Annotated in this window: 16 protein-coding genes; 8 read left to right on the plus strand and 8 right to left on the minus strand. The window is 47.2% G+C overall.

Annotation, left to right across the window (positions count from 1 at the left end):
* Positions 1-36 precede the first annotated feature (36 nt).
* Positions 37-867: a UDP-2,3-diacylglucosamine diphosphatase gene (locus DF182_RS10490; RefSeq protein ID WP_113615577.1), complete on the minus strand. Its 831-nt coding sequence runs from the start codon at positions 865-867 to the stop codon at positions 37-39.
* Positions 868-1,051: 184 nt separating this feature from the next.
* Here DF182_RS10490 and DF182_RS10495 point away from each other — a divergent pair, with 184 nt between their 5' ends.
* The 8 genes from DF182_RS10495 (at position 1,052) to DF182_RS10530 (ending at position 8,013) form a co-directional block, all read left to right on the plus strand.
* Positions 1,052-1,702, plus strand: a complete 651-nt coding sequence (locus tag DF182_RS10495) for a DUF47 domain-containing protein (RefSeq protein WP_113615578.1) — start codon at positions 1,052-1,054, stop codon at positions 1,700-1,702.
* 39 nt (positions 1,703-1,741) lie between these two features.
* Positions 1,742-2,743, plus strand: a complete 1,002-nt coding sequence (locus DF182_RS10500) for an inorganic phosphate transporter (RefSeq protein ID WP_113615579.1) — start codon at positions 1,742-1,744, stop codon at positions 2,741-2,743.
* 147 nt (positions 2,744-2,890) lie between these two features.
* Positions 2,891-3,760 (plus strand): glucose-1-phosphate thymidylyltransferase RfbA, encoded by an 870-nt coding sequence (rfbA, locus tag DF182_RS10505; protein ID WP_113615580.1) that lies wholly within the window; start codon positions 2,891-2,893, stop codon positions 3,758-3,760.
* A 35-nt stretch (positions 3,761-3,795) separates the two neighbouring features.
* Positions 3,796-4,824 (plus strand): UDP-glucose 4-epimerase GalE, encoded by a 1,029-nt coding sequence (gene galE / locus DF182_RS10510; protein WP_113615581.1) that lies wholly within the window; start codon positions 3,796-3,798, stop codon positions 4,822-4,824.
* A gap of 51 nt (positions 4,825-4,875) precedes the next feature.
* Positions 4,876-5,835 (plus strand): transketolase family protein, encoded by a 960-nt coding sequence (locus tag DF182_RS10515; protein ID WP_113615582.1) that lies wholly within the window; start codon positions 4,876-4,878, stop codon positions 5,833-5,835.
* Positions 5,836-6,126: 291 nt separating this feature from the next.
* Positions 6,127-6,684 carry an RNA polymerase sigma factor gene (locus DF182_RS10520; RefSeq protein WP_113615583.1) on the plus strand — a complete coding sequence of 186 codons (558 nt, stop codon included), beginning with the start codon at positions 6,127-6,129 and terminating at the stop codon, positions 6,682-6,684.
* 99 nt (positions 6,685-6,783) lie between these two features.
* Positions 6,784-7,506, plus strand: coding sequence for a hypothetical protein (locus tag DF182_RS10525; RefSeq protein WP_113615584.1), 723 nt, complete (start codon positions 6,784-6,786; stop codon positions 7,504-7,506).
* Positions 7,507-7,515: 9 nt separating this feature from the next.
* Positions 7,516-8,013 (plus strand): hypothetical protein, encoded by a 498-nt coding sequence (locus tag DF182_RS10530; protein ID WP_113615585.1) that lies wholly within the window; start codon positions 7,516-7,518, stop codon positions 8,011-8,013.
* A 65-nt stretch (positions 8,014-8,078) separates the two neighbouring features.
* Here the strand turns inward: DF182_RS10530 and DF182_RS10535 are convergent, their stop codons facing one another.
* From DF182_RS10535 to mreC, 7 genes are all read right to left on the minus strand, one after another.
* On the minus strand, positions 8,079-8,429 hold the full coding sequence (locus tag DF182_RS10535; protein ID WP_245957402.1) for a nuclear transport factor 2 family protein: 351 nt from the start codon (positions 8,427-8,429) through the stop codon (positions 8,079-8,081).
* Positions 8,430-8,488: 59 nt separating this feature from the next.
* The gene (locus DF182_RS10540) at positions 8,489-9,313 is read right to left on the minus strand and encodes a helix-turn-helix transcriptional regulator (RefSeq protein ID WP_113615586.1); all 825 of its coding nucleotides are present in this window, start codon (positions 9,311-9,313) and stop codon (positions 8,489-8,491) included.
* Between the two features lie 18 nt (positions 9,314-9,331).
* Positions 9,332-10,078, minus strand: coding sequence for an MBL fold metallo-hydrolase (locus DF182_RS10545; protein ID WP_170148831.1), 747 nt, complete (start codon positions 10,076-10,078; stop codon positions 9,332-9,334).
* Positions 10,079-10,119: 41 nt separating this feature from the next.
* Entirely contained in the window at positions 10,120-11,406 is a 1,287-nt protein-coding gene (gene rodA, locus DF182_RS10550; RefSeq protein WP_113615587.1) for a rod shape-determining protein RodA, read from the minus strand.
* 28 nt (positions 11,407-11,434) lie between these two features.
* Positions 11,435-13,372 (minus strand): penicillin-binding protein 2, encoded by a 1,938-nt coding sequence (gene mrdA / locus DF182_RS10555; RefSeq protein WP_113615588.1) that lies wholly within the window; start codon positions 13,370-13,372, stop codon positions 11,435-11,437.
* Between the two features lie 113 nt (positions 13,373-13,485).
* A complete protein-coding gene (locus tag DF182_RS10560; protein ID WP_113615589.1) occupies positions 13,486-13,995 on the minus strand; it encodes a rod shape-determining protein MreD in 510 nt (169 codons plus the stop codon).
* Positions 13,992-14,879 (minus strand): rod shape-determining protein MreC, encoded by an 888-nt coding sequence (gene mreC / locus DF182_RS10565; RefSeq protein ID WP_113615590.1) that lies wholly within the window; start codon positions 14,877-14,879, stop codon positions 13,992-13,994. The genes DF182_RS10560 and mreC overlap by 4 nt, the downstream gene beginning before the upstream one ends.
* Between the last annotated feature and the right edge of the window lie 61 nt (positions 14,880-14,940).

Here is a 14,940-nt window from a genome sequence, read left to right on the forward strand (position 1 = left end):
ATTTGAATATTTAAAATATTAAAATCATGAAGATATTCAGGAGCCGGGGAAAACGATGACACGGGCAGCATCCCAGTCGGACGCGGCATCGTCTTCATCTTCCGGCAGTACGATCTTTGTTTTGCTCACAGGGTGTTGATACAAGGTCCATTGTTGCTGGGAATATTCGAGGGCGGTGAGGCTCTCTACCCAGTCACCGGAGTTGAGATAAGTCACTGATTTATCCCCAACGGGCATTTCCTTGATAAGCGGCTGGTGGATATGACCACAGCATACTACATCAAAGCCCTTGTCTACTGCGATTTCGGCCACAGTCTGTTCAAAGTCGGAGATAAATTTAATGGCTGACTTCACCCCTTGCTTTACTTTTTTGGAGAAAGACATTTTTTCGCGTCCCAGGCCCTCCAGGATATGATTAACCAGGCGATTGAGGATAATGAGCAGATCATACCCTTTTCCACCCAGTTTGGCCAGCCACTTGGAGTTTTTCATGGTCACGTCGTACACGTCGCCATGGAAGAACCAGTGTTTTTTACCATCTACGTCCAGTACCAGTTTATTATCGATGGTGAAATTGCTCAGCTCGAAGCCGGCATATTTACGAAGGGCTTCGTCATGGTTGCCCGTCAGATAATATACTTCGGTGCCTTTACCGATCATCTTCAGTATTTTCCGGATCACCTTGGTATGTGCCTTCGGGAAGTAGCGTTTGCTGAACTGCCAGATGTCAATGATGTCTCCGTTGAGCACCATAATCCGGGGATCGATGCTGTCCAGGTATTGGACGAGCTCTTTGGCGTGGCAGCCGTAGATTCCGAGGTGTACATCGGAGATAACGACTATATCTAATGCGCGTTTGTCTGACATCTAATACAGGGTAAAATGGAACAGGTTGTAGGCACCTGTTTATGATTATAATTTCTTATACAAAGGAAAAATCGCTATATTACTTTTATATTAATCCAGTGTTAAGGAATTATTAATTCGTGTTTTTTTCTGGCTCCAATTGATTCGGAAAGCTATTTTTGCGGCAAATTTTAAACTCAAACGTATGGGAGGCTTCAATTCCTTTGTTAAACTATTCATGCCGAAAGACCGGGTATTTTATTCTTTGTTTGAAGATGTGTCTTCCAACCTCGTTGAAATGGCCCAGGTGCTCAACGAACTGGTAGCCACCAATGATCCAGCCGTACGTAAAGACAAAGTACATCTGATCGAGAGACTGGAACATAAAAACGACGATTATACCCACCGCATATTTGTAGAACTGGGACAGAATTTCATCACTCCATTTGACCGGGAAGATATCCACTATCTGGCCGCCACACTGGACGATGTAGCCGACTATATCCATGGTTCCGCCAAAAGGATGGACCTCTATAAAGTAAATACTCCCAACGAAAGTATCCGCAAACTTGCCGAACTGATCCACCTGGGCGTACTGGAGCTCCACAAAGCCATCCCTGAACTGCGCAACATGCAGAACATGCGTGTTATCACCGATGCCTGTGTAAAAATCAACAGCCTTGAGAATCATGCCGACGATATCTACGACAGAGCCATTGCCGACTTGTTTGATACTGAGCAAAATGCTGCAGAACTGATTAAAATGCGTGAAATATACCAGGCTCTGGAAATCGCTACCGACAAATGCGAGGATTGCGCCAACGTTATTGAGACCATTATTATCAAATATTCCTGATAAGGGATATAGTTCTGACCGCATAATCCTCGTGTTACCATGACTTTATTAGTAATAATTGTTATACTGGCATTTGTGTTTGACTATATCAATGGTTTTCACGATGCAGCCAACTCTATCGCCACTATCGTGTCGACCAAGGTGCTGACACCTTTTCAGGCAGTACTTTGGGCCGCAGTCTTCAACTTTGCGGCTTTTTTTATTGCCAAATATGTAATCGGCGAGTTTAAAGTAGCCAACTCCGTTGCCAGCTCCGTATTCGAACAATACATCACCCTGAAAGTGATCTTCAGCGGTCTGGTAGCAGCCATCACCTGGAACCTCTTTACCTGGTGGCTGGGTATCCCGTCCAGTTCTTCCCATACCCTGATCGGTGGCTTTATCGGCGCAGCCGTTACCAGTGCCGGCACACTCGATGTGATCAACTATCACAAAGTGCTGCCTATCGTGTACTTCATCGTACTCGCCCCGCTGATCGGTATGATAGTAGCCTTTATCATTACCCTCATCATTGTGAATATCTGCCGCAAGGCTAATCCCTTCCGGGCAGAAAACTGGTTCAAACGCCTGCAGCTGGCTTCTTCAGCAGCACTCAGCCTTGGCCACGGCAGTAACGATGCCCAGAAAGTAATGGGTATCATCGCTGCAGCCATGGTGTCTGCCGGATATATTCCCAATATCAAAGCCATGCCCGACTGGATACCACTGGCCTGCTTTACCTGTATCGCCCTCGGTACCATGAGCGGCGGCTGGAAGATCGTTAAAACAATGGGTACCCGTATCACCAAAGTAACTCCCCTCGAAGGTGTTGCTGCTGAAACGTCCGGTGCCATCACCCTCTTCCTCACCGAACATCTCGGTATCCCCGCCAGTACCACCCACGTGATCACCGGCGCCATTATGGGAGTAGGTGCTACTAAAAGATTGTCAGCCGTTCGTTGGGGTGTAACCGTAAGCCTCCTCTGGGCCTGGGTTTTAACGATCCCCATCAGCGGTATCCTCGCTGCGCTCACCTACCTGATCGTAAGCATCTTCATCTAGCATAAATGATTATCCATCATATTTAAAAAGCTCTCCGTACTTCACGGAGAGCTTTTTTTTATAAAAATGTCGCCATGTGAAATAGAGCTACTATTTTTGTGCGGCTTGTGACAAGCGAATGACGTCCAATCAAAACCGATCTACAACATGAAAGGAATTATCCTGGCCGGCGGCTCCGGTACCCGATTACACCCGATCACTTATGCTATCAGCAAGCAGATAATGCCGGTATATGATAAACCGATGATCTATTATCCGTTATCCACACTGATGCTGGCCGGCATAAAAGATATTTTGATCATTTCCACACCACATGACCTGCCTGCCTTTCAACGGCTCTTTGGCGACGGCAGCCAGCTGGGACTCAACCTGTCTTATGCAGAACAACCACAGCCAAACGGCCTCGCACAGGCTTTTGTAATCGGAGAAGAATTTATAGGGAAAGATAATGTGGCCCTCGTACTGGGCGATAATATTTTCTATGGCGCCGGCCTCGGTACCCAACTGGCACAAAATACCAACCCCGACGGCGGTATCGTATATGCCTATCAGGTGTCCGATCCTGAAAGATATGGCGTGGTGGAATTCTCCGACGATATGCGCGTACTGTCTATCGAGGAAAAACCAATCAAACCCAAATCCAATTTCGCAGTGCCCGGACTCTATTTCTATGATAACGAAGTAGTGAAAATTGCCAAAGCCCTGCAGCCCAGTCCCCGTGGTGAATACGAAATTACAGACGTAAACAGGGAATATTTAAAGCGCGGCAAATTAAAAGTTTCTATCTTACCACGCGGTACAGCCTGGCTGGATACCGGTACTTTCGACTCACTGATGCAAGCCTCCCAGTTTGTTCAGGTTATCGAACAACGTCAAGGCGTGAAAATTGCCTGTATAGAGGAAATCGCCTACCGTAAAGGCTTTATCAGTGCCTCCCAGTTGAAAGACCTGGCCAAACCATTGCTGAAAAGCGGCTATGGACAGTACCTGGAGACAGTACTGGAACAAAAAAAATGATCTGACATCTCATAAAATCGTAAATCGAAATTACTATGAAGGTTCTCGTTACAGGTGGTTGTGGCTACATTGGCGCCCATACTATTGTAGACTTAATCAACCATGGATTTGATGTGGTTTCTGTTGATAGCAACATCAGAAGCTCCACGCAACTCCTGGATGGTGTGGAAAAAATTACCGGAAAAAAAGTACGTAATTACAAAGTCGATCTTTGCAACCTGGAAGATACGCACGCAGTATTCCACGAAAACAGGGACATCGTCGGGGTTATCCACTTTGCAGCCCTCAAAACAGTCCCTGAATCTGTGGCAGATCCCTTGTTATATTTTCACAATAACCTGACCTCTCTCATCAACGTGCTCAAATGCATCAAGGAGTTTAACGTACCTCACCTGGTATTCTCCTCTTCCTGCTCCGTTTATGGCAATACCACTGCCCTGCCGGTAGTAGAAGAAACACCACTGGGTGAAGCACAGTCTCCTTACGCCCGCACCAAACAGATGGGGGAACAGATCATCGAAGACTACAGCCGTGTAAACGATACCCAGTCCATCCTCCTCCGTTATTTCAACCCAGTAGGTGCACACCCCTCCGGCCTCATCGGTGAATTGCCCCTCGGCAAACCCGATAACCTGGTTCCCGTAATCACCCAGACTGCCATCGGTAAAATCCCGAAAATGGTAGTTTATGGCGCCGACTACGATACCCGCGACGGCTCCTGTGTAAGAGACTATATCCACGTAACAGATATCGCTAACGCACATACTAAAGCAATGCAATATCTCATCGATCGTAAAAATGCTTCCAACTGTGAAGTATTTAACCTCGGTACAGGCAACGGCGTTACCGTTCTTGAAGCGATCAAAGCCTTCGAAAAAATCTCAGGCGTTAAACTCAACTATACCACCGGTCCACGTCGCCCGGGTGATGTCATCTCTATCTATGCCAATAACTCCCGCGCCAAAGAAAAACTCGGCTGGTCTCCGGAAATAGGCATAGAAGACTCCATGCGAACCGCCTGGCAGTGGGAAGTAAGCCTCCGAAATAAAGTGCTGAGCAATTAACATCGTGATATTAAATGCTTACTTTTACGCTTCAATTTTAAAAAAACCGCAATGGTAAAAGATATTCAACCGCTAAACGAAAAAGAAACACGCGCCGGATTCGGTGAAGGTATACTGGAAGTTGGCCGCAAAAACCCAAATGTAGTAGCACTCACCGCCGACCTGCTCGGATCCATGAAACTGAACGCCTTCGTTAAGGAATTTCCAGACCGCTTTGTACAGGTAGGTATCGCTGAAGCCAATATGATCGGTATCGCAGCAGGTATGACCATCGGCGGCAAAATCCCGTATACCACCACTTTCGCTAACTTCTCTACCGGAAGGGTATACGACCAGATCCGTCAATCTGTAGCCTACTCCAATAAAAACGTAAAAATATGCGCCTCACACGCAGGCCTCACCCTGGGTGAAGACGGCGCTACTCACCAGATACTGGAAGATATCGGCATGATGAAAATGCTGCCCGGCATGACGGTGATCGTTCCTTGCGACTTTAACCAGACTAAAGCCGCCACCATCGCGATCGCTGATTACGAAGGCCCTGTATATCTCCGCTTTGGCCGCCCGAAATGGCCTAACTTCACACCGGAAAATGCACCGTTCGAAATCGGTAAAGCGCAGGTCCTCCACGAAGGAACCGACGTGACCCTCTTCGCTTGCGGCCATATGGTGTGGACTTCCATCGAAGCCGGTAAAATACTGGAAGAAAAAGGTTATAGCGTGGAAATTATCAACATCCACACTATCAAACCACTCGATGAAGCTGCTGTACTCAAATCCCTGAGCAAAACACGCTGTGCCGTTACCGCAGAAGAACACAACGTACTCGGTGGCCTCGGTGACAGCATCGCACAGGTTGCCGCCAGAAACATCCCGGTACCCATCGAATTCGTAGGTACTAACGATACCTTCGGCGAAAGCGGTAAACCAGTGGAACTGCTGACAAAATACGGCCTCGACGCCAACCACATTGTGGCTGCAGCAGAAAAAGCCATCTCCAGAAAACAATAACTGTGATGGCCATGATACTACTGATCCTTCCGATGCACGTAGATTCAAGCGAAAAATAAAAGCAGAGAAGCCCATGGTTTAAAACCCATGGGCTTCTTTGTTTTTATAATAATCCAATCTTCGCACATAATCCACATACATCAAAGAAACAATCCTATATTCGCTTTAATCTACATACATCAGAAGAATCATCATCATCAGCCGAATCACAGTTAAACTTTTTCCTTTTCTTTATATCATACTATTAGTAATAATCATAAAAATCACAGTTGTCCAAGAACCATTTAACCTATGGCCGTTACACAGGACGATAAAACATTACTGGCACTATACCGGATACCGGAAACCCGGGAACAAGGCTTTACGCAGATTATCCGCAAGTACCAGGAAAGGCTTTACTGGCATATCAGAAGGCTGGTCATCTCACATGAAGATGCCAATGATGTGCTACAGAACGTTTTTATTAAGGTGTGGAAAAACCTGGAAAATTTCCGGGAAGATGCACAACTGTTCACCTGGCTGTATAAAATAGCCACCAATGAATGCCTCACCTTTCTGGAACAACAAAAACGGAAGTTCGCTGTCTCCCTCTCTGATGTGGAAGATGGCCTCAGCAACAGACTCAAGGCGGATGCCCAGTTTGATGCAAACAGACTGGAATGGAAATTACAGCAAGCCATTCTTCAACTTCCTGAAAAACAAAGAATTGTATTCAATTTAAGATATTACGATGAAATGCCATACGAAGAAATGAGCCGTGTCCTCGACACTTCTGAAGGCGCTTTAAAGGCATCTTATCATCATGCAGTGAAAAAAATCGAGGAATTTATCAAATCCAACGATGTATAGCCGCATGGTGACTGATTTTTAAGCTGTCTTTAAAGTTTTTTGCCAAAAGATTAAAATCTCATTAAACTATCGGAACAGCTTTCTGTCTAAAAATTGTATATGAACAAGCACGAAAATATCAGCAATGAATTAAAACAACTGGCGCCGGACGCTAACTGGCCCGCTGATGCACCTTTCACGGTGCCAGCTGGTTACTTCGACCGGTTTCCGGAAACAGTGCTGCAACAGGTTCATTTACTGAAACCCGATTTCTCCGGCATTGTTATTCCCAATCACCCTTATACAACACCCGCCGGATATTTCGACTCCCTTCCTCAGGCTATCATGCAGCGGATCAAAAGCGCTGAAGAAAATCCGGTAGAAGCCGAGCTGGAAGCCCTATCACCCCTGATAGCAGCCATCCCCAGACAAACGCCTTTTACCGTACCAGCCGGATATTTTGAGTCCCTGACAGTACACCCGCCTGCCCATGTTGCACCATCCCTGCGAATTGTTCACCGCAACCCGGTTCGAAAATGGATCAGATACGCCGTAGCGGCCTGCTTAATAACCTTTACCAGCACCACCGCACTGCTCTTCCTCCAGAAAGAAAGCCACCTCAACGTGGAAAAACAACTGGAAGGTTTAGACAACCAGGATATCGAATTTTATCTCCAAAACCATACGGATGTTTTTGATAATGACGCCATTTTTGCCAGCTTTGCTGACGTGACAGCTCCGGAAACCCTGCAACAGCAACTCAATGAAGAAATTCCGCCTGCTGCCATAGAACAATATCTGCAACAGTCAGATTTATCAAAAGAGGTAGTACCTAACCATTAGTGATGATGCATGAAACGCTTTGATTTTAAAATAATATGGATTGTCCTGCTTATGTTGACCGGCGCGCTCCCCGTCAGTGTGGCCCAACAGCCGCCCTCTGATGAAGCTGCCGAAAAAATAAAAGCACTGCAAATGCAATATCTGGCCAAAAAACTGGACCTCTCCCCCGAAGAAGCCCAGAAATTCTGGCCGGTATACCAGAACTATACCCATGAAGTGGAAACACTCATAGCAGAACGCCATAGCAAAAGACAACAGGATAAAGTTTCCGGCGGCGATCCAGACGATATCGCCAGAAGAAATATGGACAACGATCTCGGTTACGAAAAAAAAATGTTCGATATACGGTCAAGGTATACCAACGAATTCCAACGCGTACTCCCCGCCCGTAAAGCCGGCGCAGTATTTAAAAGCGAACGGGAATTCCGCACTATCATGATCAATCATCTCAACAATCAGCGCCTCAACAGAATGAACCAGGGCGCTAACTTCAGAAGAAGACAATAATCTCAGCAAATAGAAATAGCCCAGGACTAAGGTCCTGGGCTATTATAATTTTAGGAGAGCAATCATCACATCGCTTTGTAATGCGCCCTTACTTCTACCACCTTACCTTCACGCAATACCATCATCTCCGTACATAAGTTATTATTGATGCTTTTATAATACAACACTGCAGAATCAACCCCTTCCAGTACATGATATAATTCAAACCGAAGGTCCGGATAAGCCACCAATGCTTTACTAAAATATGCCTTCAGTACTTCCTTTCCCTGAATACGGCCCAGTGGGTCATTGTTGATCCGCTTGATAACAGGTGAATAAAAAACAATGTCCTCAGCATAGTGGGACATAATATCGTCGAGGTTGTGGCTGTTCCAGGCCTGTACCCAGGCATCCGCAAAAGAGGTCATACTTTCCATATCTGTTTCTTTTCAGGACAAGTTATTGTTTTTACCAACTGTATTATTGGCTGAAAAGCTCAGTTTTTCCCCTGACGCCACTGAGCCGGAGTCACAAGAAAACATTTACGGAACTGCCGGTAAAAATGAGAGATATCCTCAAACCCGGTACTATAAGCGATTTCCTGCACGGACAAATCAGTAGTCCGCAACAACAGCGCTGTCATCTGCAAACGCTTCTCCCATATCCAATCCATGGGACTACGCTGGTAAGTTTTCCGGAAACGCCGCTTAAGCGTGGCCGGGCTCACATGTCCCATCAACGCCACCTCTTCCAGCAAACGCACTTCATGCAGCCCGCTGTGTAACTGCACCATCATCTGTTGCATAGAAGGAGAAGGTACTGTTGCCAACGCCTGCTTCACAGTTGCCGGCTCTTTATTCAGCAGATGCAATATATGGCACATCACAGACTCATAATCCGGCAAGGCTCCCGGTTGTATGAAGTCCCGGAGCAGCGCTCCGGCAAGCTGTTGCCAGTGAGGAGCGGGAGAGAGCATTAATGTTGCCGCCGCAGGCCCGTTATCACTACATCCCGGCTGATGTTCCGGCAATACCAGATTGATGCTGGCAAAATCATCCTCCGGACGCATGATCTCTGAACAGATAAGGCTGCCCGCTGGTATCAGGAAAACATCGCCGGCTCGCAGGTGATGCACACGCCGCCCGTCATACATTCGTTTTTCTCCCCGTAATATCAGATTGAGCACCGGATGCGGCACATATAACCCATGAGCCGCCGGCTGACGGTAATTACTATATGCCGCCCAGCTCCGACCCCGCTGCTCCCACGTTTGTATATGGTGCTGTCCGGTTAAAGTAAAGCTGTCGTACAAGGTATACATAGGCGTCTGCTATGTTTGTCAGAATCTGGCAAAAGGTTCTTTGGTATCATGATAGAAAAGGAAAGTCCAGCCCTCCTGTTTTCCACGTTCCATGAACTCCTGGCGCAACTCCATGCTGCGTTTGCCATCGTAATCATATTTCGCTACAAAACGGCTCTTCATCTGCGAAATCTGTGGCGCCACATCCCCACCAAAAAACACCTTATCTTCCCCGTCATCTATCAGAAATACCTGATGGTACGGACAGTGGCCGCCAGTCAATTCATAGTGAATATAACCATCTATACTGCCATTACCAGTGGTAAACACCACATTATCGCGCTGCTGCAATAAAATGATGTCTTCAGAGAGATAAGATTTGCCGGCATGCTCCATTGCATACAGCATCTCTTCATTATTGACATAATAAGTGGCATTGGGAAAAGTCAGCGTGCGCTCCCCGGTGATCGGGTCAGCAGCAGATACACCACCGGAGTGATCTTTATGCAGATGGCTCATCAATACCTTGGTGATCTCCATGGGATTCACACCATGGTCAATCAGGTGCTGATGTATCTGCAATACACCGTCTTCGTTACGAAAACCAAGGCCGGCATCAAACAGTATATAGTCGCGGTCGGTAATCACCAGAAAAGGCTGTATCTCTACCAGCAGGGAACCATGCGGACGGTCCTGCAGATTATCTGTGCCAAGCCTGAAAGGAGAAAAACGTTTGGTTGCATCTACTGTAAATGAACCTTCTGATAATGGAATAATACGTGCCATGATGCAAAGATAGCCCATTAGCCATTAGTTGCAGCCGCCGCTTACCTCAACACCATCTGCCGGTCGGCATCCAGCCGCAGCATAATAAATATCAGCATGGTAAAGGTCATCATTGAAGAACCACCATAACTCACCAGTGGTAACGGAATACCGATCACCGGCGCCAGACCAATGGTCATCGAGACGTTAATGGCCAGATGGAAGAAGATAATACTGGCCACCCCATAGGCATATACACGGGAATAAGTCGATCGCTGTCGTTCAGCTACAAATATGATCCGGAAAAGCAACGCTACATAAAGCCCCAGGAACACAATGCTGCCTATAAAACCAAAGTCTTCACCAACAGTACAAAAGATAAAGTCAGTACTCTGTTCCGGTACAAAGTCGTAACGGGTTTGGGTGCCTTTCAGGTAACCCTTGCCCCAGAAGCCGCCGGAACCAATAGCAATCATACTCTGCCGGGTATTATAGGTTGCCTTGGGATCGTTTTCTTTACCCAGCATCACCTCAATACGGCGTACCTGGTAGTCTTTCAGCACTTTCGTAAAAGCAAAAGGCACTACAAACATCACAAATACCGAACAGAAGGCGTACACACCCAGTATGATCAGCAACCTCGACCGCTTCCGTTTTATCTCCCGGCGCATAAAATAGATGACCAGCGCCGTGATAACAGAGAAGATGGTAAACAGTATGTATTTATCCACCAGCAAGGCCGACAGTACCAACACGATACCGGAGAAGGCTATTATCAGCAATACGCCAGGCAAACCTTCCCGAAACATCACCAGGAAGAAGGAGAAATATACCAGCGCCAAACCTGTTTCGTCCTGCAGAATAATGATAGCAGCCGGAATCAGCGCGATGGCACCGGCTATCAATCGTGATCGCAACTTGGTAAAGTCCGTTTCCTGCGACGATAGATATTTAGCCAAAGCCAGGTTGGTACAAAGTTTTGTCAGCTCAGCCGGTTGAAACTGAAACCCGCCTACTACCAGCCAGGAATGCGACCCCTTTACGTCTTTACCGATGGCTAGTACTAATAACAGCAGCAGTAGCCCCCCGGCATACAACAGATTGGAGGTAGCCGTAAAAAACTTACTGTCTGTCAGCCAGATGATGGAAGCCAGTACCACCGACACCCCCAACCACATGATCTGACGCGAATAGTTTTTATTCAGATGGATGATATTCTGCCAGACATTGTCATCGCCACGGTATTCCGCAGCGAAAATGGACATTATGCCGATGATCACCAGCGCCAGGTACAGGCCTACGATAGGCCAGTCAATCCCTTGTGTCAGTTTGGCTTGCGAGCGGTTCATTATCGGTTCCTCTGTTTATACGTTTGAATTATTTTGTTCCGTTTTTCTTGATAATAGCACTGTTGTTGAGCGAGTCCAGTTTGGATCTGTTCACCATAGCCGGGTCCATAGTCACCGTTTCCATCACGGATTTCATGAGGGCCTGCCTTTTGACGGAGATGGAGTCTTTCAGATATTTCTCCATCATCAAACTCGCGATAGGCGCCGCATAACGGGCACCGAAACCGGAGTTCTCAACGATTACGGCAATGGCTATACGGGCATTTTCTGCCGGTGCAAAAGCTACGAATGCAGCGTGGTTTTTCAGTTTGGTCCGTTTACCATCTACGAAGCCATAGTTTTCAGCCGTACCAGTTTTACCACCGATGGTGATACCATCAATCTGCGCCACACGGCCGGTACCACTTTCCACCACATCGGTCATCCCATGGATTACTGCACTATACGCGGTATCGGAGATATGGGCTACTACGTGTCTTTCCTTGTATTTATCCAGTATGTGAGTATCGTCGTTATCGATGCTTTGTACAAAGTGCGGAATAAAATAAGAACCGCGGTTAGCTACGATACACATGGCGTTGGCCATCTGAAGGGGCGACAGGGTCAGCTCACCCTGACCGATACCGAGAAACACGGAAGTACAGGAGTTCCAGCTGCCTTTATACATTTTATCGTAGAAAGATGGTGTAGGTACGGTTCCTCTGGCTTCACTCGGGATGTCTATCCCGATACGGTGACCAAAGCCGAAGCTATGCATATAGTCCGACCATTTTTGGAGACCACCGGTTCTGATGCCGCCAAATTTGCCGGCATCTACACTGAGTCGGTATACGTGTGCAAAATAAGAGTTACAGGAGTGGGAGAGTGCCAGCCGCAGGTTGGCCGCGTGGCCGGCATCATGGTGCTCACACTTGATGGGCCTGCTACAGCCATAGTAGGCGCCACCGCAGGGATAACCAAAACTGGGCGTGATTACGCCTTCATCCAGCCCTACCAGCGCGATCATCGGCTTGAAGGTGGAACCTGGCGGATAGGTCGCCTGAATGGCCCTGTTAAAAGTAGGCTTTGTGGTATCACGGTTCAGGAGTACAGAGTTGCTGCTGCGGTAAGAACCGGTGAGCAGGTTAGGATCGAAGGTGGGAGCGCTCACCATGGCCAGGATACCGCCTGTTTGCGGATCTATGGCCACAATGCTTCCCATCTTGCCTTTCATGAGTTTTTCCCCGAACTGTTGTAATTCTATGTCCAGCGACAGGCGCAGGTTCTTACCCGCGATAGCGGCGCTATCGAATTCCCCGTTCTCATAAGCGCCCTGTGGCCTGTTAAGGTTATCTTTTACAAGATACTGGATACCGCGCTGTCCCATCAGGATGCCTTCGTAGGTCCTTTCGAGGCCGGCGAGGCCGAGGTAGTCTCCGGAGTTATAGGAAGAATAAGCAGAATCCTTGAGGCGTTCCGGTGATATCTCCCCGATATATCCCAGGATATTAGCAGCGGCGGCGTAAGGGTAGGAGCGGATTTGACGCGGTACCAGCTCAAATCCGGGCTGGAAGAGGTACATGCTTTCCTGCAGCTGGCCAAAGACTTCAGCTGGCAGCAGGGCGGCAAAAACAGATTGTCTCACGCGCCCGTTTCGGACGATGGCGTTAACAATACGTTTTCTGAATTCGTCCTTATCGATGTTTAATATCTTACAGAGATAGGCAGTATCAATGCTTTTAACGTTGGCAGGTGTAACTACGAGGTCGTACAGTACATCGTTACTCAGGATAGCACGGTTTTGCCGGTCGTAGATGATACCACGGCTGGGATATACCACCTTCCGTAGTACGGCGTTGGCATCCGCCAGTTTGGCGTATTTCTTTTCTACGATCTGCAGGAAAAACAACCTGGTAATGATCAGCACCACCATCCCAAGTATAATCGCCTGTATTACTCTTTTTCTGGGCTGATTAAAAACTGACATGCTATTGAGGACGGATAAATTTTTAACTTTTTATTGCTGGCAGTACCGCTGACAGCTTCCATTTCCATCTATAAATTTAATAGTAAAATCTGGCAACCACTAAAAACGAAGTCCTATTTCTTTGTGAAAAATAGCAATTCATACAAGACGATCAGGAAAAGGCTGGCGGCAGTTGACAGGAGAATTTTCAGCATTAAATACAACGGACTTCCAAAGCCAAAAATCTCCAGTGTAAAAAAGACCACATGATGCAGGAATACCAGTATCGCCGCGTAGATCAGGAACTGAGATACGCCCATGCTGGTCATGGATGGCGTTTTCTGGGTAGTTTCAAAACCACCCTGTGGTGACAGTACATTGATGATAAACGGGCGCAGATAAGCGATGAATACGCAGGCGGCCGCGTGTATCCCCATGGTGTTGGAAAACATGTCGAGGGAAATACCCATCAGGAACCCTAGTAGCATTACCATCGGGCGCGGCAGGTTAAAAGGCAGCGCCAGGATAAAAAGCATATACAGATAGGGGCTCACCAACTGATGAATCAGTATCTTGTTGAGCACAAATACCTGTATCAGCAACAGGAATGCAAACCGGATAATATTTCTTAGCAGTATACTCATTTGATCAACTTGTACGTTGAGTCTTCTAGTCGTTGTTGTTCATCTTTCAGCAGGTTCTCTATCACGTATACATATTGTACGCCGTAGAAATTGGTAGCCAATTTCAGGCGGATAGTGAACGAGGTACCAGCTTTGTCGGCGATTGTCACCGAATCTATGTATCCAATGGGGATATTTTCCGGGAACAGGGCAGAGAAGCCGCTGGTCACCACGGTATCACCTTTGTGTACTTTGGCGCTTTTAGGGATGTCTTTCAGCTGGGCATAGCCGGCGCTTTCACCGTCCCAGTGTACAGATCCCATTTCCTTGCCTTTGGCCAGCCGGGCACTGATGGCCACGGAGTTGGATTTGGAGAGCATGGAGAGCACCACGGCATAGTTGTCGCTTACGCTTCTTACTACGCCTACCACGCCGCTGCTGCTGATTACGCCCATATTGGGGCGGATACCCTGCAGGCTACCGCGGTGGATAGTGAGATAGTTGATGGGTTTGTTGATGGAGTTGTTGATTACTTTCGCCTCAAAGTATTTATAGCGGCGGATCTGAGTACCGATTACCCGGTGAAGGGTGTCATCGCTGTACTGGCGGATCGTATCTATTTTGAGGCCGGTGCCGGTCACCATGGAGTCAAAACTGGTATGCAACGCATTGTGCAGGCGGGTGTTTTCAGCTACCAGGCTGTCATTGGTGGCTTTCAGATGGAAGTAATACTGTACGTTGTTATACTTGTCGTACAACTTTCCACTGACATTATTGGCGGAGTTAAGATAGGCTGATCGCTGCAGGTTATTGTTCTGAAATACCAGGACAATACAAATCACTTCCAGCAGCAGAAATAAGAAGAAGTTGAAATATCGCCTAAAGAAAATGATTAAATTCCGCACAAGCGCGAGTCATTTAGAGATTTGGTTATTTGAATATTTGGTTATTTAGGAGACCTTTCTT

Source organism: Chitinophaga flava (genome assembly GCF_003308995.1).
In the GTDB taxonomy this organism is placed as follows: domain Bacteria; phylum Bacteroidota; class Bacteroidia; order Chitinophagales; family Chitinophagaceae; genus Chitinophaga; species Chitinophaga flava.